24 protein-coding genes are annotated in these 20,243 nt (G+C 67.2%); 6 read left to right on the forward strand and 18 right to left on the reverse strand.

Translation table 11 applies throughout. The features are described 5' to 3' along the window. The first annotated feature begins 19 nt into the window (after positions 1–19). From BAY15_RS13620 to BAY15_RS13635, 4 genes are all read left to right on the forward strand, one after another. Complete coding sequence (locus tag BAY15_RS13620) at positions 20–862, forward strand: hypothetical protein (RefSeq protein WP_068853555.1); 843 nt, start codon at positions 20–22, stop codon at positions 860–862. Positions 863–1,048: 186 nt separating this feature from the next. Then, entirely contained in the window at positions 1,049–1,504 is a 456-nt protein-coding gene (locus tag BAY15_RS13625) for a DUF4442 domain-containing protein (protein WP_068853556.1), read from the forward strand. 129 nt (positions 1,505–1,633) lie between these two features. After that, positions 1,634–2,311, forward strand: coding sequence for a DUF502 domain-containing protein (locus BAY15_RS13630; protein ID WP_068853557.1), 678 nt, complete (start codon positions 1,634–1,636; stop codon positions 2,309–2,311). A gap of 153 nt (positions 2,312–2,464) precedes the next feature. Next, positions 2,465–4,381, forward strand: a complete 1,917-nt coding sequence (locus BAY15_RS13635) for a DUF885 domain-containing protein (RefSeq protein WP_068853558.1) — start codon at positions 2,465–2,467, stop codon at positions 4,379–4,381. Positions 4,382–4,419: 38 nt separating this feature from the next. On the opposite strand, the gene BAY15_RS13640 is transcribed toward BAY15_RS13635, so the two are convergent. From BAY15_RS13640 to BAY15_RS13725, 18 genes are all read right to left on the reverse strand, one after another. After that, the gene (locus BAY15_RS13640) at positions 4,420–4,707 is read right to left on the reverse strand and encodes a hypothetical protein (protein ID WP_068853559.1); all 288 of its coding nucleotides are present in this window, start codon (positions 4,705–4,707) and stop codon (positions 4,420–4,422) included. Further along, positions 4,707–5,393 (reverse strand): hypothetical protein, encoded by a 687-nt coding sequence (locus tag BAY15_RS13645; protein ID WP_157771748.1) that lies wholly within the window; start codon positions 5,391–5,393, stop codon positions 4,707–4,709. The genes BAY15_RS13640 and BAY15_RS13645 overlap by 1 nt, the downstream gene beginning before the upstream one ends. After that, positions 5,377–5,916: a hypothetical protein gene (locus tag BAY15_RS13650; protein ID WP_157771749.1), complete on the reverse strand. Its 540-nt coding sequence runs from the start codon at positions 5,914–5,916 to the stop codon at positions 5,377–5,379. Before BAY15_RS13650 ends, BAY15_RS13645 begins: the two co-directional genes overlap by 17 nt. A gap of 4 nt (positions 5,917–5,920) precedes the next feature. After that, entirely contained in the window at positions 5,921–6,772 is an 852-nt protein-coding gene (gene sctJ, locus BAY15_RS13655) for a type III secretion system inner membrane ring lipoprotein SctJ (RefSeq protein WP_083214190.1), read from the reverse strand. Beyond that, entirely contained in the window at positions 6,769–7,056 is a 288-nt protein-coding gene (gene sctI / locus BAY15_RS13660) for a type III secretion system inner rod subunit SctI (protein ID WP_068853563.1), read from the reverse strand. Before sctI ends, sctJ begins: the two co-directional genes overlap by 4 nt. A gap of 71 nt (positions 7,057–7,127) precedes the next feature. Beyond that, positions 7,128–7,454, reverse strand: coding sequence for an EscF/YscF/HrpA family type III secretion system needle major subunit (locus BAY15_RS13665; protein ID WP_083214191.1), 327 nt, complete (start codon positions 7,452–7,454; stop codon positions 7,128–7,130). Positions 7,455–7,476: 22 nt separating this feature from the next. After that, entirely contained in the window at positions 7,477–8,301 is an 825-nt protein-coding gene (locus tag BAY15_RS13670; RefSeq protein ID WP_068853565.1) for a PrgH/EprH family type III secretion apparatus protein, read from the reverse strand. Between the two features lie 4 nt (positions 8,302–8,305). Further along, positions 8,306–8,563 (reverse strand): type III secretion system export apparatus subunit SctS, encoded by a 258-nt coding sequence (sctS, locus tag BAY15_RS13675; protein WP_068853566.1) that lies wholly within the window; start codon positions 8,561–8,563, stop codon positions 8,306–8,308. A 2-nt stretch (positions 8,564–8,565) separates the two neighbouring features. After that, positions 8,566–9,231, reverse strand: a complete 666-nt coding sequence (locus BAY15_RS13680; protein ID WP_068853567.1) for an EscR/YscR/HrcR family type III secretion system export apparatus protein — start codon at positions 9,229–9,231, stop codon at positions 8,566–8,568. After that, a complete protein-coding gene (gene sctQ / locus BAY15_RS13685; RefSeq protein WP_083214192.1) occupies positions 9,228–10,178 on the reverse strand; it encodes a type III secretion system cytoplasmic ring protein SctQ in 951 nt (316 codons plus the stop codon). Before sctQ ends, BAY15_RS13680 begins: the two co-directional genes overlap by 4 nt. Then, positions 10,175–11,434, reverse strand: coding sequence for a hypothetical protein (locus BAY15_RS13690; protein WP_068853569.1), 1,260 nt, complete (start codon positions 11,432–11,434; stop codon positions 10,175–10,177). The genes sctQ and BAY15_RS13690 overlap by 4 nt, the downstream gene beginning before the upstream one ends. Then, entirely contained in the window at positions 11,425–11,871 is a 447-nt protein-coding gene (locus BAY15_RS13695) for a hypothetical protein (protein ID WP_068853570.1), read from the reverse strand. The genes BAY15_RS13690 and BAY15_RS13695 overlap by 10 nt, the downstream gene beginning before the upstream one ends. After that, positions 11,855–13,084, reverse strand: a complete 1,230-nt coding sequence (locus BAY15_RS13700; RefSeq protein WP_157771750.1) for a FliI/YscN family ATPase — start codon at positions 13,082–13,084, stop codon at positions 11,855–11,857. The genes BAY15_RS13695 and BAY15_RS13700 overlap by 17 nt, the downstream gene beginning before the upstream one ends. Before the next feature lie 65 nt (positions 13,085–13,149). After that, positions 13,150–13,545, reverse strand: coding sequence for a hypothetical protein (locus BAY15_RS13705; RefSeq protein WP_068853572.1), 396 nt, complete (start codon positions 13,543–13,545; stop codon positions 13,150–13,152). Beyond that, entirely contained in the window at positions 13,542–15,608 is a 2,067-nt protein-coding gene (locus BAY15_RS13710; RefSeq protein ID WP_068853573.1) for an EscV/YscV/HrcV family type III secretion system export apparatus protein, read from the reverse strand. The genes BAY15_RS13705 and BAY15_RS13710 overlap by 4 nt, the downstream gene beginning before the upstream one ends. Continuing rightward, positions 15,605–16,732, reverse strand: coding sequence for a type III secretion system gatekeeper subunit SctW (gene sctW, locus BAY15_RS13715; protein ID WP_157771751.1), 1,128 nt, complete (start codon positions 16,730–16,732; stop codon positions 15,605–15,607). Before sctW ends, BAY15_RS13710 begins: the two co-directional genes overlap by 4 nt. Continuing rightward, positions 16,713–18,401: a type III secretion system outer membrane ring subunit SctC gene (gene sctC, locus BAY15_RS13720; RefSeq protein ID WP_083214194.1), complete on the reverse strand. Its 1,689-nt coding sequence runs from the start codon at positions 18,399–18,401 to the stop codon at positions 16,713–16,715. Before sctC ends, sctW begins: the two co-directional genes overlap by 20 nt. 3 nt (positions 18,402–18,404) lie before the next feature. Beyond that, positions 18,405–19,082, reverse strand: coding sequence for a helix-turn-helix domain-containing protein (locus BAY15_RS13725; RefSeq protein WP_068853576.1), 678 nt, complete (start codon positions 19,080–19,082; stop codon positions 18,405–18,407). 187 nt (positions 19,083–19,269) lie between these two features. Between BAY15_RS13725 and gloA2 the strand changes: the two genes are divergently transcribed. Beyond that, entirely contained in the window at positions 19,270–19,662 is a 393-nt protein-coding gene (gene gloA2 / locus BAY15_RS13730; protein WP_068853577.1) for an SMU1112c/YaeR family gloxylase I-like metalloprotein, read from the forward strand. A 109-nt stretch (positions 19,663–19,771) separates the two neighbouring features. After that, complete coding sequence (locus BAY15_RS13735; RefSeq protein ID WP_068853578.1) at positions 19,772–20,221, forward strand: DUF2147 domain-containing protein; 450 nt, start codon at positions 19,772–19,774, stop codon at positions 20,219–20,221. The last annotated feature ends 22 nt before the right edge of the window (positions 20,222–20,243 follow it).

A 20,243-nucleotide genomic window follows, 5' to 3' on the forward strand; every position in this document is an offset into this window, starting at 1 on the left:
GTTGGCAAGGAGCTGGACCATGAAGAAGATGCTGTGGTTGTTGCTGGCGGCGATGCCGATGCAGGCGGTCGCCAACGAGGAAGATCCGATTGCGTACAAGTGCTACTACTGCACGCCGGATGAGATGGAGGAGGTGGCGCTGGCGCAGGGGGTTGGGAAGCACTATTTGTATGACGCCAGCAAGATGACAATCACCGGCCATGACGTCAGGCTGGTAGACGGAACGCTGAAGGCGGACTCATTCACTGCGGAAGACTGGGTAAAAACACAGTTTCTTGGAATGATGAAGCTTTACGACGGATACACTGGCGACATGAGTGCCAGGATAGAAGATGTAAGCCTTTTCGCACCCGGCACCGAGCATGGCAGAGGATATAGCTACTTGTGGGGGCACCATCTATCCTCACTCAACCCAACCAATCCAATCGCACGTGAGTACGTGTATCGCTATCTGGCTGAGCACCCGGATTTGAAGTTTCTCGATACCTCGACGTCTGGAGGGAAGCTACTGAGGTTCGAGTACATGCTGGGAGGCGAGCATCCGATCACTGCGCAGCTGCAGTTCATCTACCGGAAGGGGCTCCACACTCTGGTCTACTTCGACCATAAGTCTCGCCAATGGCAGTACCTCGGTACAGAGTCCCCGTACCAGCCGTCGATTCAAGATCGCCGGGAAGATTTTGCTCCGTCTGACGGCGATTGGACATTTCGTTATTCACGGACCGATAACGATCTCGCTCAAGCATTCATTGAGCGGGCACTTTGGGCGAAGATTCCTGTTCATGGCCAGCTACCCATTTTTGATCCCGTGCAGTTCACCTGCAAACGAGCGGCGGACGACATTCAGTGCTACATCGAGTGACTGGAGACTTCAGCGCCCGCATAAAGCAGCGCCCTCGCTGACAGTCCTGTCTCCCCGGGGTACCCACCAAGGTCGGCGATCGATCTGGATGGGCCCCTACAGGGGCGGCCGGGCAGGGGGGAGGATTGCGCACCATACGCACGCGAATGGTAAGCTCTCAGCAACTCCCCCTGCCCCTCCGTCCCCATGAAAGCCAGCCTGTTCCGCCATGGACTCAACCTGTGGCCGCCGTTTCTATTTGCCGGCATTCACGTCACCAGGGTCAGCCCCGACTACCGGCATGTCCGGGTAGAGCTGCGGATGCGGCCGTGGAACAAGAATTATGTGGGGACGCACTTTGGTGGAAGCCTGTTTGCGATGACCGATCCGTTCTGGATGCTCACCGTCATGCAGAACCTGGGGCGCGACTATTACGTGTGGGATCGGGCGGGTGAGATCGAGTTCCTCAAGCCTGGCCGTGGCACGGTTACCGCCGAGTTCCGGCTGGATGAGGCGCTGTTGGATCAGTTGCGGGCGGCTACCGCCGGTGGTGAGAAGTATCTGCACTGGTTCAGCAATGACATCGTCGATGCGCAGGGTGAAGTCGTGGCGCGGGTGCGCAAGCAGGTGTACATCCGGTTGAAGCCACAGGCGCGCGTTTGACGTGCGGCTGGTCGAGCGACAATCGTGATCCAGCCCGTTTCACTGCGGTCAACACAGCATTTCCCGACAGGACGCATTCTGCGGTGGCTGGCCGCGTAAACCGGGCCCGCGCCCCGCTACAATGCGCCGATGTCGCCTGAAGCCCCCCACCTCGTACCGCGCCCCTCCCTGCAGCGCCTGTTCCTGACCGGCCTGCTCACCCTGCTGCCGATCTGGTTGACCTGGGTGGTCATCAAGTTCGTGTTCGTGCTGCTCTCGGGCATCAGCAGCCCGGTGGTGGTGCCGTTGTCGGCACAGATCGCCGCCTCGTTCCCGCATTACCTTGGCTGGGTCAAGGTCGAGTGGATGCAGAACGTATTCGGGCTGCTGGCCACGCTGCTGGTCATCCTGAGCGTGGGCGTGCTCAGCCGGCGCGTGATTGGCCAGCGCCTGCTGCGTTGGTTCGGTGCGGTGATCAAGCGCATTCCGCTGGCCAGCATCATCTATGAAAGCGCCAAGAAACTGCTGGACATGCTGCAGACCGAGCCGGGTACCACCCAGCGCGTGGTGCTGATCGACTTCCCGCACCGGGACATGAAGGCGGTGGGCCTGGTGACGCGGGTGATCCGTGAACAGGGCACCGGCCGCGAGCTGGCGGCCGTGTATGTGCCGACCACCCCCAACCCGACCTCCGGGTACCTGGAAATCGTGCCGGTGGAGCTGCTGACCCCGACCGACTGGACGGTGGACCAGGCGATGAGCTTCATCATCTCCGGTGGGGCTGTGGCGCCTGAAACCGTGCCGTTTACCCGGGCTGGGGAGCGCTGAATAGGGGGTTGCGGGCTTCGGCCCGCGCTGCGTGGGACACGCGTGGCGTGTCTCTACGCTGTACGCCGGCATCCTGAGCGGGGCACTGAGGTGGTTGTGTCCGGCTGAATCAGGCAAGCTCCCGGGTCTGTATAGGATTTACGGAAGCATTCGATGCCCCACCCCGCCCGTGCCCTGGCGCTCGTGATTGCCTCACTGCTGGTCTTCACTGCCGCTGCCCCGGCCGAAGCCGCCAAGAAGAAGGCCAACCGGCCCGCCGCCGCACAGACGCGCCAGGCCAAGCCCAAGGCCAAACCCCGCGCCCGCCCCGCCGCCGCGCCCGCGCGGCAACCGCTGGTGCGCCAGCAGACCAAGGCCGTCCAGCTCGAGCGCATCTACGATGAGTACTGGGACGCCTCGATGCGGCTCAATCCGCTGCAGGCCACGTTCCAGGGCGATGCCCGCCACAACGACCAGCTGCCCAACATCCTTTCGGCGGCTTACCGCCAGCAGTCGCATGACTTCACCGAACAATGGCTGGGCAAGGTCGAGAAGATCGGCCCGGACGGCCTCACCGGCCAGGACCTGCTGAGCTACCAGATCTTCGTGCGCGATGCGCGCATGTCGCTGGCCGCCGAGAAGTACCCGGGCTGGATGCTGCCGGTGAGCCAGTACTACAACCTCGGCAGCATCATGGCCATCCTGGGCTCCGGCTCAGGCGCGCAGCCGTTCAACACCGTGCAGGACTACGACACCTGGTCCAAGCGTTCGCTGGGCATTCCGCCGCTGTTCGACCAGGCCATTGCCAACATGCGCGAAGGCATGCGTGCCGGCGTGGTGCAGCCGCGCGACCTGATAGAAAAGGTGCTGCCGCAGCTGGATGCGGTGATCAAGCCCACCGCCGAAGAGAGCATCTTCTGGGCGCCGGTGCGCAACATGCCCGACGATTTCCCCGAAGCAGACAAGGCGCGCATCACCGCCGACTACAAGCGCATGATCGAGTACCGGCTGATGCCGGCCTACCGCGCGCTGCGCGGCTTCATCGCCACCGAATACCTGCCGGCCACCCGGAAAACCGATGGGCTGTCCGCACTGCCCAATGGCGTGGCGTGGTACACCCAGAACATCCTCCAGAGCACCGCCAGCACGCTTACCCCGCAGCAGATCCACGCGCTGGGCGAGCAGCGCGTGGCCAGCCTGCAGGAACAGATCACGGCAGTGATGAAGGAGAACCGCATCCGCGGCTCGCAGCAGAAGCTGCTGCGCAGCATGCGCACCGATAAGGACTTCCAGTACGCCACCCCCGATGCGCTGGTGATGCGCTACAAGCAGCTGCAGCAACAGGTGGGCACGCGCCTTCCTTCGTTGCTGGATACGCTGCCCAAGGCACCGTTGGAAATCCGCCCGGTGGAAGCCGACCGCGCCGCCAGCGCCGCCGCCGTGAGTTACCAGCCATCGCTGCCCGACGGCATGCGCCCGGCCGTGCTGTACGTGAACACCAATGCCCTGCCCAGCCGCCGCACCTGGTCGGCGCCGGCGCAGTACCTGCACGAAGGGATTCCCGGCCACCACGTGCAGCTGGGGCTGCAGCAGGAACTGGACAAGCTGCCGCGCTTCCGCCGCCTCGGCGGCGATGTTGCATTCGTCGAGGGCTGGGGCCTGTATGCCGAATCGCTGGGCGAGGAACTGGGCGTATACCAGGATCCCTACGCGCGCATTGCCTACCTGCAGGGTGCACTCACCCGAAGCGCCCGCATGGTCGCCGACACCGGCGTGCACGCGCAGGGCTGGAGCAAGAAGCAGGCGGTGGATTATCTGGTCAAGACGGCCGACATGCCGGCAGAGGATGCCACCGCCGAAGTGGAGCGTTTCATGGCCCTGCCCGGCCAGACCCTGGCCAATGGCCTGGGCGAGCTGAAAATGATGGAACTGCGCGACAAGGCCAAGGCATCGCAGGGTGCGGCGTTCAACCCGCGCCGGTTCCATGCCGAGGTGCTGCGCGATGGCTCGATGCCGCTGGATATCCTGGAAGCGAAGATAGAGCGCTGGCTGGCCGCGCCGGCCACCAGCGAGGCACCGCCGTCGCGTTGAAACGAAGTGCGGGCCGCACTTGCGGCCCGCACTGCAGATCACACGTCGTCGGGCTTGGCGCCGAGCATGTCCTCATCGCCGAAGATCATCAGCCGCATGAACTCATCGCGGAAGAACTTCGCGGCCATTTCCCGGGTCACCTCCGCCATGTCCGGCGCGATCGGCTTTATGTCGTGACCGGGCTCCGGCGGGTTGATGCCAGGCTCGGGTGGGTTGATGGACGGATCGTCCACCGCGGCCTGCATGCGCTGCATCAGCGTCTGCTTCTGGCCCTCCACCGTAGCGGTGTTGAGGGGCGCCATCGCCCCCAGTTTTTCAAGCATCATCAATCTACTCCAATCGGGGTCAGGGGTAAGGGCAACCGCTTGAGGCGGGCGTCGATCCCGCTCACATAGGCACCGGCACGCTGGCGCGCAGCCGCTTCCAGGGCACTGGCATCCACGCTGGCTTCCACGGCGGCGGCGATGGCGCCTACCGGGTCCAGTTCAAACAACAACGGACCGGCTTTGAGCATCGGCAACGCCGACCGGCAAGCCATTATCTGCACAGGCGGAGCGTCGGCCTTCGTCGCCAGCTGCGCCAGCACGGTTTCGCCCAGTGCAGGCATCTGCTCAGGCACGTACAGCACCAGACCCCCCTCGGCCGTACCCAGCAGCTGCTCGCAGCGACGTACCACCAAGGCCGCGTCCACGCCTTCGTCGGCAAGACTTGCGGAGATCACCTCACGCACCTGGCCGAGTACCGCTTGACGCGTGGCCTGCACGTCGCCCAGCGCGGCCGCCAGCAATGGCACCGCCTCGGCAATGGCGTCGGCGTAGCCTTGGCCGAATCCATCAACCCGCGCCTGTGCGATGGCGGCGTCCACCTGCTCGGGCAACGCCCCCAACACAGCGGAGGCGCGACGCCGCGCGGCGGATTCGAGCTGGTCGGCCCGTGCGGCCTGGCCCAGCGCGCTGGGCGCGATCACCCCGCCCTGCGCATGTGCCAGCACGTGCTCAGGAAAGCTTTTCAACATAGGTCACCGCCGTCCAGAAAAGGTCCAGGTCGATACGTTCACGCGGCAGCGGGCGTAGGGTGTCGCCTGCCATCGGCGCGAACGGAAGGGAGAGGCGCGCGGAGAGCCAGGCGGGCAGCAGCGGTGCCAACGGCTGCAGCTCGACGCCGCCCCAGACCAGCAGCACCCTGGAGAGATCCGCCGGTACGGGCGCCTGCACGCAGCCCCCCGGTTGCCTCGCATGATCGGCCCGCATGAACGCCTGCACCGTGGCCGGCAATGCCGAACAGCCACGCTGCGACGCCAGCCAGTCACGCAGCCGCGCGGCCGCCATGAGCGTGGCCACCTCCGGCAGCTGGGGCCACAGCCCCATCAACCGCCGCGTCAGCACATCCGCGGGAGCCGCCAGCGTTGCCGGCATGGGCAGGCGACGCTGGCGGATCAGCGTGGTGTTGAGCCAGCGCTGCTGATCCAGGGTGGCGTCGGCGTACACCGCCCGCCACGGCCGGTAGTACGCAGCCGGGGCATAAGCGATGTGCATGGCATCATGCGCCACGCCAGCGCCTCCAGCCGGTTGCGCCAGTGCCAGTGCCAGTGCCGGTGCCACGCGCGCTGAGCCGCTGCCATGCCGTGCGCAGGCGGTTGCCTACCGCCGGCACCAGACGCACCAGCACCCACCCGCCCAGCAGCAACAGCAGGGCCAGGCCACCGCAGAGCAGCATCCAGGCCAGCGGCAGGCTGCGTTCGTTGCCGGCCGTCACGGCGAGCGTCCGCGGCCCCTCGACCTCGGTGAGGATGACCGAGACGTTGTCGTACTCCACGCCATCAAAGGTGTTGCGCAGGAAGCGCTTCACGGTCTGCAACAGCACTTCCGCATCGACACCGGGCTCATGTGCCACTACGGCGGCCACGTGCATGCGCCGGCGTTCGGCACGTCGACCTTCGGTGCCCAGGTTGGCATCGTAGTTCAGGTGCACCCGACTGGACTGCACGCCATCGATCAGCTGCAGTGACTCTTCCAGCCGCTGTTCCACCGCCGAAATCAGCCGCGCACGCTCACCGAGCGGCGTACTGACAAGAGAATCGGCCGGGAACGCCGCCGACACCTGGCTGCGCGGCGCCGATGGCAGGTCGTTGCGTTGCATCAGCTCAATGGCTTCGGGCAGATCGCGCGGACCCACCTGAACCTGGTAGCCGCCCTTGCCCAGGTTGAGCTTTTCGGCATCGATGTTATGGCGGAGCAGCACGGCAATCACTTCATTGGCCTGGCGCTCGTCCAGGTTTTCCAGCAGTGGCTTGCGCGCGCAGCCAACCAGCACCACCAGTGCAAGCAGGGGAAGCACCACACGCCACCGGCTCAGGCGGCGCACGGCCACCGCAAAAGGCGGCATGTTCATGACTTGAGCAGCGTCTCCACCGTCTTGTTGGCGTGGTTGGCCAAGCCGGCGGCGACGATCATGCGCTTGGTGTAATCGGCGAGGTTGAGCTGCAGCTCGTGCAGCGCAGCCGGGCTCGATGCGGTGGTGGGATTGTTGCTGGCGGCCTGGATCGAGGCCAGATCATTGCCGGCGCTGACGTAGCCATTGGCCAACGCCTGGCTCATGCGATCCGAGAGCGGTACGGCGGCGCCTTCAGCGCCGCCCACCACGTCGATCTCGGTAGCGATCTGTGTAACTTGCACGGGTGCATCTCCTGCGGAACATCCGCATAGGGTCCTGGTACCGGCAGCACCGCTGCCGGCACAGGAGGTCATCAACCCAGGTTGCGGGCGTTCTGCTTCTGCATGTCCGACAGGCTCTTGGCCGAGTTCGACTGCAGGGTGCGGTAGGTGGTGTAGGCCGAAAGGGCGGTCTGATAGTCGGCAAGGTGCGCCGGGTTGGTCGGATCACCCTCGTCGCCGCCAGGAATGCCGTCACCGGCAATCTTCTTGAACGCATCGTCCAGCGCCTTCTTCAGGGACGTTACCCCCGCGTCAAATCGGTCGCTGTGGTCGCCCAACCAGCCCCACTTCGGGCCCTGGACATCGCCATCAAAATCGTCGCCCGGAACGGGCTTGGTACCAACGGTTGGTGTAGTCATTACAGTTACTCCGGAAGAAAGGTCAACGGCTACCCGCCGTAGAAAAATCCCAGCGACCTTCGCCCACCGAGAGCAGCTGGTCCTGGGAATACTGGTAGGAACGCCCCTTGAGCAGGTCGTCCCACAAACGGATGCTGATGCGCACGCGGCGCTCGCCCCACTGCTGCACGAAGTCGTCGCGGTACTGCGCCATGGCGTGCAGCGATGCGTCATCGAGGAACACATCGTTGGAAATGCTGGCCCGGCCGGCGTGGCTGCCGGCGCGGGTAGTAATGCCACGTGCGCGCAGCTCGTCACGTGCGATGGCCACCAGCTGGCCATCGCCTACCAGGCGCACATCGATGCTGGCCGCGTACGGCATCTGCGGAACGAGCAGGGCCTGCACCTGGCGCTGGCGCTCGGCATCGTTCAAGCCCAGTGCGGTGATCACCACTTCCGGGCGCTGCGGGCTGCGCAGGCGGATCGCCTCCATGCCGCTGACCGGATCGAGCATGGCGCCGATGCCGGCGCCGCGCTGGTTGTCGATGATGGCGCCCATGCCGTGGAAAATGTGGAACGGCAAGGCCACCACCATGCCGATGGCGGTGCCGATCAATACTTCGCGCAGCACCACGCCGGCCATGGAGAGGATATCGGGCGGCACCGTGGCGCCGGCGGTAGACGGCCACAGGCCTATCAGGATCATCATCGCCCCCACGGTCCGGGTCATCTTGGCCGGCATGACGCCCGGCGACAGATACGGAATCCAGACCAGGCAGGCGCCGATGCGGGCCATGCCCAGCAGCGCCGGCAGGCCGTGGTCGCGGGCCAGCGCGACCAGTTCGGTGTCGAGCGCGGAAAGCTGCACTGCCCTACCCGTTCAGCGCGGTGTGCAGCGCCAGCCGGGCGAAATCCAGCATGCGCGCGGACATCCAGGTCATCAGCACCAGCAGGCAGGCGATCACCGCCAGCAGCTTGGCGCCGTAGGGAAGGGTCTGCTCCTGCAGCTGGGTAACGGTCTGGAACAGGCCGATGGCCAGGCCGACGATGGTGGCCACGGCCACCGGCGCGGCCGACAGCAGGAGGATGAGCAGCAGGCTCTTGTTGCCCATGAACATGATCGCGTCCATGGCTACATCGGCACGTCGAGGTACTGGCGCACCAGACCCTGCGACAGCAGGCTCCAGCCATCCATCGCCACGAACAGGATCAGCTTGATCGGCGCGGAGATGGTCACCGGGCTCATCATCATCATGCCCAGCGACAGCAGCACGCTGGACACCACCAAGTCGATCACCACGAACGGCAGGTACAGGTAGAAGCCGATGCGGAACGCATCCTTCAGCTCGCTCAGGGCATAGCTGGGCATCAGCGCGAACAGCGAGCGCTCATGCGGCTCCAGGTCCGGCACCGGCATGCCGGTTTCGGCATGCCGGGCGCGCTCGAAGAACTTCACCAGCTCGGGGTCCGAGTAGGTGGCCAGGTAGACCTTGTAGCCATCCAGGCTGCTGTCGAGGAAGGTGACCACCGCCGCCACCGAATTGAGTGGTGCCTCCAGCGCGAGGTAGGCGTCGTACATGTTCTGCACGATCGGCTGCATCACGTAGAACGCCAGCATCAGCGCCAGTGCGTTCAGCACCATGTTGGAGGGCACCTGCTGCAGGCCCAGGCCGTTGCGCAGCAGTACGAACACCACGGAGAACTTCAGGTAGCAGGTGCCGGCTGCGATCAGGAACGGCAGCAACGCAGCCATCGACATGACCGCGATCAGCGAGATGTCGTTGTTGACGAAATTCATGGCAGCACGGGCGCCTGCGCCAGCTGTACGCCGAGCTGGTCACCCACCTGCACCAGCTCACCGCGGGCGATCAGCTGGCCGTTGACCCGCAGCTGCAGCTGCTTCCAGGCGTCGGCGGGCAAGTGGAACACGGTGCCGGGCTGCAGCCCGTCCAGTTCGCCGATGGCGTGCTGCAGCTGGCACAGCACCACGTCCACGTTCACCGGCAGGCGCTTGATGTCGATACCGGGCGCGGTGGCGGCCGTGGGTTCCGGGGCGGATGGGGCGATCTCGGCGCTGCCGTCGTCGTCGTCGAGGAAATCGAAGGGTGTGTTCACGGAGATGGTCTCTAGGGTGAAGTCGAAGGAGTACAGGCGGCGGCCACCCGTGCGGGCGACCGGCAGCAGCTGGTCGAGCAGCAGCACCGCACCCGGGGCCAGACCGCGCAGACGGTGCAGGGGCAGGGAAAGACGGGCGATACCCAGGTCGGTGCGAACGCGCAGCGCACGGAGCGGTGCGGCCAAGGGCGCTGCAGCGGCGCACCCGGCGTGTTCGATCCAGGCAGGCCCCTGTGCGGTGGGCAGGCAGGGCTGCACGCCCTGTCCCATCGCAAGCGCGTTGATGGGGACCACGTCCTGCAGCGTTACCTGCGCGCCATGGAAGGGCTCAGCGGCGATGTCCAGCAGCGGCCGCTCGGGCAGCCAGCACGCCAGTGCGTTGCGGTCCACCAACTCCGACCAGGCCAGTCCGCCCATCGCGGGCAGCATCGCCGGGCACCACTGGTCCGCGGCAACCGCCAGACGCAGCACGCCGCCGCGCCCGCTTACGTCGAAACGCAGCATGGCGCCGCGCGTCGGCAACGGTTGCTGGTCAGGCGTAATGCCCATGCGTGCACACACCGCGAGGTTGGCCGCCTGGGTGGCCTGGGCCGGTGTCAGCGTTGAGAAGGGCCAGGGCCGCGCGCTCATGCGTGGCCCTGGCCGCCGCGGCGGCGCCGTTCGTCGGTGGCGCTGTCGCTGCTTTCCACGGCGATCTGCAGGTCAGCGCCCGGCGGCGCCAGCGCGGAAGACAGTGCCTGCCCGACCCGTGCCGAGGACGGCTGCAGGACCAGGCGGTTACCGTCCACGCGTCCACTGACCGAGTGACCCGCGCCTGCGCCCCAGCTCTTGAAGGACACGTTGAAGTGGCTGGCGGTGTCGGCGCGCTGGGCCATGGCCGTCTGCAACGCTTCGGCCTGGCGCACCGCGCGGACATGCTGGCGGGTGCCGAGGTTGGCTTCGGCACGACGCGCGTCGGCCATTGCCTGGGCGTCGGGCGCGGCTTCGCCGGTGTGCGGTTGCGGCATCACGGTGGCACCTGCGGCAGCCGCGGCCTGCGCGAGGTCCGTCGGGGCGGGGCGGCCGGCGGCTGGTAGCAGGTCCGGCGCTGGCGGTTCGGGAGCTGCTGCGGCGACCGGGACATCCCTCGCAGGCGCCGTACGCATCATGCCGGCACTCACCGGCGCGCCAGGCGATGCATCACGCGCGGTCCGCTCGCCCTGCCCCGGCTGCCCCCGCGAAGGCAGTGCTGATGCCGTGGTGGCCGTGGCGACCTGTGCCGAAGCGGCAGCCGGGCCGGGCTTTTCTGCGGTATCGGTCACTGCGCCACCGTTCAGGGAGACGGCGTGCAGGTTGGCGGTGGCGTTGCTGGCCGCCGTGGCGGCCGGCGCCTTGGCGCCGGGCAGGACGCTGCCCTCCACCGCTGCTGGCAGCAGCGCCGCGGGTTCATTGCCGGGTACGATCGGTGCCGCAGGACTGGCCACCGTCGGCAGCGGCCGTGACGTGATGGCCGGCAGCACGGGCGCTGAAGCCGCCGCCTGCGCGTGTGCGGCCATTCCGCGCGGATCGCGGTGGCCGATGTCCTGCCCGTCCCTGCCGCCCTCGCGTTGCACCGTCGCCAGAATGTGGACCTCACGCTGCGGCAAGGGAGCGGAATCACGCGCCCACTCCTGCTCAACGTCTCTGTCCGACTCGTCCGGCGCCCACATCGCGACGTCGCCGGGGAAAGGCGACTGTTCCGGCGCTTCTTCAGCGGTGGGTTCGGCAGTGGGTTCAGGAGCCCGCTCGGCCGCCTGCTGCGCGGTCGGCTGGGGCTGCCTGGCCTGCACGCGCTCGCTCAGGGAGACCGCGTCGACGGGGCTGGCCGCCATGACGGCAGCCTGCGGTTCTTGGATCTTCAACGACATGTGTATTCCTCTTGGATCTGGCGCTCCTGGCGGCGCACGCGCGCCTGCCGGTGCTTCTGGTCGATATGCGCGCCGACGGCCTGCAGCCGGCGCGCGCGTGAGTGGTTACCGGCGGCGGCATTGCGCAGTTCCTGTTCCTGCTCGCGGGCGTCGCCGGCCTGCTCCTGCAGGTGGCCGGCGCGCAGTTCGCATTCCAGGACATGCGCCCGGGCAATGGCGACGCCGCGCAGGCGCTCGAACAGGCGCTGGCGGTCGAGCCCGTGTTCCTCGCCAAGCTGCGCGGCCTGCAGGCGCTTGTCTGCCGCGCTGCGCAGGGTCTGCGCTTCGCGGTCGCGTTGCGCAGCCTGCTCTGCCTGCGCGCTGGCGTCGCGACGCAGGCGGTGGGCGCGATGCTCCAGCAGCGTGGCCAGCCGCGCGGGGTCAGCGGGCGAGCGCATCAAGTGCCTCCACCGCCGCATCAAAGGTGACCGGTTCGTGCAGCGGCTGGCGCAGGAATGCCAGCAGGCGCGGTTCGCGGGCCACGGCATCGTCCTGCTCGGGCTGCGCACCGGGGCGGTACTCGCCGATGTCGCGCAGCAGCTGCAGGTCATCCAGACGGCCCATCACCGCGCGCACGCGGGTGGCCGCGGCGGCCTGGCGCTCGCTGGCCAGCTGCGGGTACAGCCGGCTGGCGCTGCGCAGCACGTCGATGGCCGGGAAGTGGCCGCGCTGGGCCAGGCGCGGGCTGAGGTACACGTGGCCGTCCAGCAACGATTTGACTTCCTCGCCGACCGGGTCGGGGTCGGCGTCGTCTTCCAGCAGCACGGTGTAGAACGCGGTGATGCTGCCGGACTGTGCGTTGCCCGGGCGCTCCACCAGGCGTGGCAGTGCTTCGAACACCGACGCGGGGAAGCCACGCCGTGCCGGCGGTTCGCCGGCCGACAATGCGACGTCACGCAGCGCGCGCGCGTAGCGGGTGGCCGAGTCCATGACCAGCAGCACCCGGCTGCCCTGGTCGCGGAAGTATTCGGCAATCCGGGTGGCCACCATCGCCGCGTTGACGCGGGTGGCCGGCGAGGTATCGGAGGTGGCCTGCACGATGATGGTGCGCGTGGCCGCCGGACCGTGGCGGATGGCATCGACGAAGGAGGCCACTTCACGGCCCCGCTCGCCCACCAGCGCCACCACGCGCACATCGCAGTCGGCGTTGGCCAGCAGCATCTCCACCAGGGTGGTTTTGCCGCACCCGGCTGCGGCAAAAACCCCCATGCGCTGTCCTTCGCCTACGGTGAGCAAAGCGTCCAGGGCACGGATGCCGGTGGCGAACGGGGTCTGGATGGCACGGCGCTGGCGATAGTCCAGCGGCGCAGCCTGCACTGGTGCCGATACACCGGCTACGGTCACGTCTTCGCCATCGCGCAGCCGCTCCACCACTTCACCGAACCCGTCCAGCACGCACCCGAGCAGATGCGTGCCCAGTGCCACCTGCAGCGGGCGACCGGTGGCAGCCACCACCACGTCGGCTGCCAGCCGCACCGGGGCACCAATCAGCGCCAGCGTGGCCACGCCATGGTCGACCCGGGTGACCACGCCATGGGTGAGCACACGGTCGTCGCCCGCCGAATGGCGCACGTGGCAGTGCTCGCCCACCGCGACATCCGGCAGGGGCACCCGCAGCTCGCCGGCCCGCATCGCGACCGGCGTGGCACAAGGGCGCCAGCAGGGCGTGGCCGCTGTCACCGCAGCAGGGCCTGCAGTTCGATCACGCGCGCGTGGAACCCTTCTATGGCAGCGGCCAGCAGGCTCGATTCGTGGCGACAATCCGGCTGCAGCGCGCCGCCGACCAGGCAGCCGTCTTCAAGCTGGCGAAGCGCCAGGCAACCATTGGCGAAGTGTGCGGCCGGTGCGGACAGCGCGGTGAGCAGCTCATCGGCACGGTTGCTGAAGCGCTCGGCCGGCGAGGTATCCAGGCGGCCCCACAGGTACACCATGTCGTCCACCGGATCGAGCAGAAGCTCGCCCACGTCGGCGAAGCCCATCACCACCGAGGAGTGGGTGTCGAACTGGAACCGCGATGGGTCGCAGCCCAGTTCCTTGAGGGCGGAGTTGAGGGTATCCAGCAGGGAGGTCATAAGCTTCTCATCACATCAAGGGTGACCGTGTCGGAGATCTCGGCGAACGAGAGCACCGCGGTCGAGGGGAGGCGGGTTTCAATGAAGCGCTTGACGAAGCGACGGATGTCCGGCGCGACCATCAGCACCACGTCGGGGCGGTGCGCGGCGACTTCGCCGACATGCAGGGCGAAGCGATCCATCAGCTCACCGGCTTCGGCCGGCTCCAGGTTGAGGTAGGCCGCACCCTGGCTCTGGCGGATGCCGGCGCGGATCTGGTCTTCAACCGGGCTGGACACCAGGATCGCGGGAATGCGCCCATCGCGGGCGAAGCGCGCGGAGATGTAGCGGGCCAGTGCGCCACGCACGTGCTCCACCAGCAGGATCACGTCCTTTTCGCGCTGGCCCCACTGGGCCAGGGTTTCCAGCACCACCTTCATGTTGCGGATGGAAACGTCCTCGCGGAGCAGGCGCTGCAACACTTCGGCCACGCGCTGGATCGGCATGTGCCGGTAGGTTTCCTTGACCAGTTCGGGGAAGCGCTTCTCCAACGCGTCCAGGACATGCTTGGCTTCCTGGATGCCGAACAGCTCACCGATGTTGCGCTGTACCGCGCCGTGCACCAGCCGGCGCAGTTCCTCGTAGTCGCTGGAGACATCGCACCCAAGTGCGCGCACGTCTTCGTGCGCGTCGGCCAGCACCCAGCGCGCGGTGCCGCCGTCGTGCGGTACCACCAGGCCCATGTCGAGTGCTTCCAGTTCGTCCTGCCGGCCCCAGACCCGCACGTGCCCGCTGACCACGTGCGAGGACGCTGCCGGAATCTCGTTGATCAGCACCTTGACCTCGTGGTCCTTGGCCGGGGTGTGGCTGCGCAGGACCAGCGGTGCGAGCTGCATGCCGGTGTTGACGAAGGCGTCGTGACGCAGCTGCTCTTCCCATTGGCCGGCAACGCCCGCCTCATGCAGCGACGGCGGCATCAACAGGATCAGCGGCAGGGTTTCGCTGGTGAGGCGGGCGTTGGCGGCGTCGCCCTTGGCGGCCGGCGGCGCAGCGCCGCCCTGCCCCGTCCCCGGGGTGCCGCCGGCATCGGCGGTCTTGGCACGGCGCAGGCGCCACACGAGCATGGCCGCCAGGCCCACGGCCAGGCCGGCGAACACCGGCAGCGGGAAGCCGGGCAGCAGGCCCAGCAGCAGCACCAGCACCGCGCCGGTGCCGAGTACCACGTTGCTGTTGAACAGTTCGCCCAGGATGTTGGCGCCCAGGTTGTTGCTCTCGCCGCTGACCCGGGTGACGATGAAACCGGCGCTGATGCAGATCAGCAGTGCGGGAATCTGTGCGACCAGGCCATCGCCGATGGTCAGCAGGGTGAAGGTGTTGAGCGCCTGCGAGAAAGCCATGCCATGCTGCAGCATGCCCACGGCGATACCGCCGAACAGGTTGACGAACACGATCACGATGCCGGCGATGGCATCGCCCTTCACGAACTTCATGGCACCGTCGTACGAGCCATAGAGCTGGCTTTCGCGTTCCACGTCGCGACGGCGGCGCTGTGCTTCTTCCGAGGTGATGGCCTCGGCGCGCAGGTCCGCGTCGATGCTCATCTGCTTGCCGGGCATGCCGTCGAGCGAGAAGCGCGCCACCACTTCACCGATACGCTCGGAACCCTTGGTGATCACGATGAACTGGACCAGGGTGATGATGGCGAAGATCACCGCACCCACCACCAGGTTGTCGCCCACCACGAAATCGCCGAAGGCACTGATGATGTGGCCGGCATCGGCGTCGAGCAGGATCAGCCGGCTGGTGCTGACCGACAGCGCCAGCCGCATCAGCGTGGTGAACAGCAGTACCGAGGGGAACGTGGAGAAGTTCAGGATGCGCTCGACGTAGAACGAGCTCAGGAAAATCACGATGGCCACGGCCATGTTCAGGCCGATCAGCAGGTCGACCAGGATCGTCGGCAGCGGGATGATCAGCATGGCCACGATCACGGCCATCAGCACCACCAGGGCCAGCTCCGGGCGCAGGATGCCGCGCGCGCGGGCACCCAGCCCGCGCGCTGCGGTGTTGGCGGTGGCGCTCATACGCTCACCCCGCAGGCGTGGCCGGCGTGCCAGCGTTCGCGTTTCATGCTTTCCACCACCATGACCTCCAGGGACTGCGCCGCGCGTTCGCGCGCGACGTCATCGCTCCACACCGCATCGGGCAGGCCGCCCAGGGCACGACGCAGGGCCTGCACCAGGCGCGCCCGCTCCCGTGCCGACAGCGCGACGCGTGTGTCGGCCAGCGGGCCGGCAAACAGCCCGGCCCAGTCCTGCAGGCCGCGCACTACATCCAGCAACCCGCCGACCACCGCTTCGGCGGTGGTGGACAGCCGTGCCAGCAGCCGGTCGCGGGTGGCTTCCTGGACCAGCAGGTGGTCGGTCGAGCGCAGCACGGCCAGGTTGCGCACCTGGCGCAGCAGCCGGCCGAACTCCAGGTGCGAGGCACTGGGATCCAGCGAGTACATGTCCGCACCCAGCGCCTGCTCCATGAAATCCACGACCTGCGCGCGCCGGTCGAATCCGTACAGTGCGATCCACCCGGCGTATTCGCCCACGCAGTCCTGGTGGTTGCCGATGAAGTCGCGGTAGCTCTGGCGCAGCGCGCGGGCCGAGAACTGGCTGCCGCGCGCGGCCAGCCGCGCCTTGATCGCCACGTTCAGGCCACCGCGCGTAGCCGCGCCATTGCCCTGCGCGGCCTCGTCGGCGAGCAGCTGCTCCAGCGACTGCTGCAACAGCTCGCGCAATTCCTCCAGTTCGTCATCGGCGATCAGTGAGCGCAGCACCGCCAGCATGTCGCTGGGATCGGGGAACAGCTGCCGGAGCAGGGCCAGCAACTGCACGGGGCTGCGCATGCCGTCGAGCACTGCGCGCAGGTCCGTGACCTTGCTGTGCACCTCATCGTCCAACACATGGTCGATCCACGCCTGTGACTCGCCGGAGCCGACGCTGCGCTGGCCATCCCGACGGCGCTGCAACGAGGCGACCAGCGCAGCCAGGTCATCCTGCATCGACATGGCGGTGGCCAGGGTCCCGGGGCGGGACGGCTTGCCCGCTCCGGCCAGCAGGTCCTTCGCCGCGTCATCGCGATCTCCCTGCACCGTCGCCTGGCGCGAGGTGACGGGCAACGGCGTGGTCATCGGGCGGTTAATGGCCGGCAGTGCCATGCGCGGCCTCCGCGGAGTTGAACTGCGGATGCACCGCACGCAGCGAATCGTGCACCGAGTCGCCCACGCCGGGGCCATATACCTCGGGCATGCGGTACGGGTCGACCGGGTCACTGCCGGTGAGCAGGCGCGGCTGGATCAGGAACACCCGCACGTGGCTTTCGGCCGAGCGGCTGTCCTGTCCGAACAGCCGGCCCACGCCCGGGATGCGGCGCAGGCCGGGAATGCCGCTGTGGCCGTCGTCGGCCGAGGAACGGGTGTAACCGCCAACCAGCAGGCTGAGCTGCTGCGGCACCCGTGCAACGGTGTCGATGACCGTGCGGTTGACCAGCGGCAACGCATCCACCGTGCGGGTGGCGTCGGCGGCGCCATCCTCGATCTTCAGCTGCATTTCCACGTCATGACTGCTGGAAATGCGCGGCAGCACGCTGATCAGGGTGCCGTAGGTCACCTGCTCCAGCGACACGGCGCGGTCGCCGACCAGCTGTGCATAGAAGGTCTGGTTGCTGTCGAAATAGGCCGGGATGTTCTCCTGCGTCAGCAGCACCGGGCGCGAGATGATGTGTGCATCCCCCTTGCTGGCCAGTGCCTGTACCGAGGCCAGGAACCGCGTGCCATCCAGCGTGCTGACCGACTTGCCCTGGTTGATGCCGATGGACAGGCGGTTGCCGATGTTGATGCCACCGCTCCAGTTCACGCCCAGGCGGTCGAGCTCGGTCTTCTTGATGTCGATGATCCACAACGACAGTTCGATCTGCTTGCGGGGAACGTCCAGTTCGCCGACCAGTCGCTTGACCTGTTCGATCTGGGCCAGCGTGCCGCGCACGATCAGGCTGTTGGTTTCCGCATACGCCATCACCACGGCCGGCGCGGGGCCGGTCGGCACCGACGAGGACACCTGGCCCGGCTGCGCCAATGGCGCGGTGGCGGGCAGGATCTCTTCGGCGATGGCGGCCGGGTCAAGCGGGGTCGCCGGCTGCTTGACCACTGCACCGAAATCGCCCAGTTTCAGCACGCCGGCGAGCACCTCGGCCACGCCCGGCAGCGCGATTTCCGCGCTGCGCAGGCCGTAGCGGCGACCATTGACGAAACTGTGCTCCAGCTTGATCACTTCCACGTGGTGCGGGCTGGCGTCGGCGCCTTCATACAAATCGTCCAGATAGCGCGCCGCGTTCATCACGATGTCCACGTACACCGGCGGGCCGGCCACGTAGAAGGTGCCATCGGCGCCGCCGCCGCGCACCGGGTAGCGGGTATCGGACAACCGCGCCTTGCGCAGAAAGTCCGACAACGTGGCGATGGAGGTGTGCCGCAGGCGGCCCACGGCGTTTTTCTGCTCGTCGGCGTCGTAGACGTAGATGGACTGGCCGTCGCTGTACCAGACCAGGCCCAGTTCGGCGGAGACCTTGGCCAGCACGTCGAGCGGGCGGGCCAGATCGAAGCTGCCGCTCACCTTTTTCTTCAGTGCCTTGGGGCTGATCACCACGGCCTGGCGAGCACGCGCGCCGATGGCATTGAGCAGGTGGCTGGCGCTGTCGGCGCGGGAAACGAAGCCGGAGGCATGCGGCAGGTCGGCGCGATCCTGGATCGCGGTGCCTTCCAGCGGGGTCTGTGCGAAGGCGAAGGAAGGAACGGTCAGCAACAACACGTACAACGTCAGGGAACGCATGGATCACTCGTTGGGCGTCGAGACGGCCCGGTAGACGGAAAGGGGCGAACAACCGATCAGCGATTTCACGTCGGTGCAGAAGTGCGACAGCGACGCATAACCGTGATCGGCGGCGAGGTAGGTGAACGAGCGCGCGCGGCCGGGATAGGCCAGCAGCGCGCGCGCGGCGCGCTGGATGCGCAGCTCGCGCTTGAGCGGGCGGCCCAGTACCTGCCGGCAGCGCCGGTGGAACTGCGCCGAAGACAGGCCATAGCGCTGGGCCAGGGCGGCCACGGAGTTTTCGCCGCCTTCGTCCAGCAGGAAACGCATCAGGCCGTAGCTTTCACTGCGCGCCAGGTGGCGCAGCAGCTGGGCGGCCTGGCCGTCGTCGGGCTGGCCGGCACCGCGGGCGAGCTGGTCAATCAGCCAGGCGGCCGCCACATCGGGGTCTTCCAGCGCGGCCTGTGCCACCCAGCACACCGGCTGCGGCTCACCGGCCGGGCGCAGCACGTTGCTGGCATGGTCGAAGTGGGCCAGCGCCCGTGCCATGCCACTGCCGGCCAGCGCGACGGCATTCAGCGCGCTGTTGCGCGGCAGCGGCACGCCGGCCAACAGCAGGCGGTCACCGGGCGCAAGCTGAATGACCTGCCCAGCGACGGTGAGGTCGATGGGGTCCTGCCCTGCATTGACGATGACGTGCATCCGACCACTCCCGTTCAGGCATTTGCCGAGGCGGCACGCGGTCTGCGGCCCTTCTCGATGAGGGCTGCATGTTGGAGACGGCCGGGGGGCAAGGCTCTACAAGAAGTTAGAAAGCCGGCGCGAGTTGCGGTATTTGTAGCGACCCCACTCAGACGGTTGCGCCGATGCGCCACCAGGAATCGATCCCATGACACCGCTGCTCGGCATCCACCATGTCGCTCTGATCTGTGCCGATTACGACCGCTCGCGCGACTTCTACGTCCGCGTGCTGGGCCTTGCCGTGAAGGCCGAACACCACCGCGCCGCGCGCGATTCGTGGAAGCTGGACCTGGCCCTGCCTGACGGTGGCCAGCTCGAGCTGTTCTCCTTCCCGTCGCCGCCGCCGCGGCCCAGTCGCCCGGAAGCGCAGGGCCTGCGCCACCTGGCCTTCCGGGTGGCTGCACTGGAGCCAATGATTGAACGCCTCGCGGCCGAAGGCGTGCCCTGCGAGCCGATCCGCGTTGACGAGTACACCGGCCAGCGCTTCACCTTCTTCGCTGACCCCGATGGGCTGCCGCTGGAGCTGTACGAAACCACCTGAATGCGTTGTGGCTGACCGCCGGGATGCGTTCCGTACCAGAGCGAATGGGTATACAGTCCAGCTGTCCCGGCCCCGCGCCGGCATTCACGTACATCCCTGGGAGGGGAACATGCGCAAGACCTTCAAGACCCTGCTGCTGGCACTGCCGCTGGTGATGGCCGCGATGTCGGCCTCGGCGGCCGACGGCGCGGTAGGCCGCTGGAAGACCATCGATGACAAGACCGGCAAGGTGAAGTCCATCGTGGAGATCACCCAGGCCACCAATGGCACGTTGAGCGGGAAGGTGGTGGAAGTGCTGCACTCGGACAAGGGCCCGAACCCGGTCTGTGACGACTGCAGCGGCGCCAACAAGGGCAAGCCGGTAAAGGGCATGACCATCCTGTGGAACCTGACGCAGGACAAGGGCACCACCACCAAGTGGTCCGGCGGTACGGTGCTGGATCCGGCCAACGGCAAGACCTACAAGTCCAAGCTCGAGCTGCAGCCGGGTGGCAAGAAGCTGGACATGTCCGGCTGCGTGGCGTTCATCTGCCGCGCCCAGACTTGGGTGCGCGAGTAAATCCCGCCGCGTAAAGCGCTGG

Source organism: Stenotrophomonas rhizophila, from assembly GCF_001704155.1.
Lineage (GTDB): Bacteria > Pseudomonadota > Gammaproteobacteria > Xanthomonadales > Xanthomonadaceae > Stenotrophomonas > Stenotrophomonas rhizophila_A.

Coding starts and splice junctions, on each gene's coding strand:
- BAY15_RS13690 (WP_068853569.1), bottom strand. CDS start 11,434: ATGTCGTTGAAGATCCAAGAACCGCAGGCTGCCGTCATGGCGGCCAGC.
- BAY15_RS13695 (WP_068853570.1), bottom strand. CDS start 11,871: ATGCGCTCGCCCGCTGACCCCGCGCGGCTGGCCACGCTGCTGGAGCAT.
- BAY15_RS13635 (WP_068853558.1), top strand. CDS start 2,465: ATGCCCCACCCCGCCCGTGCCCTGGCGCTCGTGATTGCCTCACTGCTG.
- sctQ (WP_083214192.1), bottom strand. CDS start 10,178: ATGAGCGCGCGGCCCTGGCCCTTCTCAACGCTGACACCGGCCCAGGCC.
- BAY15_RS13680 (WP_068853567.1), bottom strand. CDS start 9,231: ATGAATTTCGTCAACAACGACATCTCGCTGATCGCGGTCATGTCGATG.
- BAY15_RS13725 (WP_068853576.1), bottom strand. CDS start 19,082: ATGCACGTCATCGTCAATGCAGGGCAGGACCCCATCGACCTCACCGTC.
- BAY15_RS13650 (WP_157771749.1), bottom strand. CDS start 5,916: ATGCACATCGCTTATGCCCCGGCTGCGTACTACCGGCCGTGGCGGGCG.
- BAY15_RS13630 (WP_068853557.1), top strand. CDS start 1,634: ATGTCGCCTGAAGCCCCCCACCTCGTACCGCGCCCCTCCCTGCAGCGC.
- sctW (WP_157771751.1), bottom strand. CDS start 16,732: ATGGCACTGCCGGCCATTAACCGCCCGATGACCACGCCGTTGCCCGTC.
- BAY15_RS13625 (WP_068853556.1), top strand. CDS start 1,049: ATGAAAGCCAGCCTGTTCCGCCATGGACTCAACCTGTGGCCGCCGTTT.
- gloA2 (WP_068853577.1), top strand. CDS start 19,270: ATGACACCGCTGCTCGGCATCCACCATGTCGCTCTGATCTGTGCCGAT.
- sctS (WP_068853566.1), bottom strand. CDS start 8,563: ATGGACGCGATCATGTTCATGGGCAACAAGAGCCTGCTGCTCATCCTC.
- BAY15_RS13665 (WP_083214191.1), bottom strand. CDS start 7,454: ATGACTACACCAACCGTTGGTACCAAGCCCGTTCCGGGCGACGATTTT.
- BAY15_RS13705 (WP_068853572.1), bottom strand. CDS start 13,545: ATGACCTCCCTGCTGGATACCCTCAACTCCGCCCTCAAGGAACTGGGC.
- sctJ (WP_083214190.1), bottom strand. CDS start 6,772: ATGAACATGCCGCCTTTTGCGGTGGCCGTGCGCCGCCTGAGCCGGTGG.
- BAY15_RS13620 (WP_068853555.1), top strand. CDS start 20: ATGAAGAAGATGCTGTGGTTGTTGCTGGCGGCGATGCCGATGCAGGCG.
- BAY15_RS13710 (WP_068853573.1), bottom strand. CDS start 15,608: ATGAGCGCCACCGCCAACACCGCAGCGCGCGGGCTGGGTGCCCGCGCG.
- sctC (WP_083214194.1), bottom strand. CDS start 18,401: ATGCGTTCCCTGACGTTGTACGTGTTGTTGCTGACCGTTCCTTCCTTC.
- BAY15_RS13640 (WP_068853559.1), bottom strand. CDS start 4,707: ATGATGCTTGAAAAACTGGGGGCGATGGCGCCCCTCAACACCGCTACG.
- BAY15_RS13735 (WP_068853578.1), top strand. CDS start 19,772: ATGCGCAAGACCTTCAAGACCCTGCTGCTGGCACTGCCGCTGGTGATG.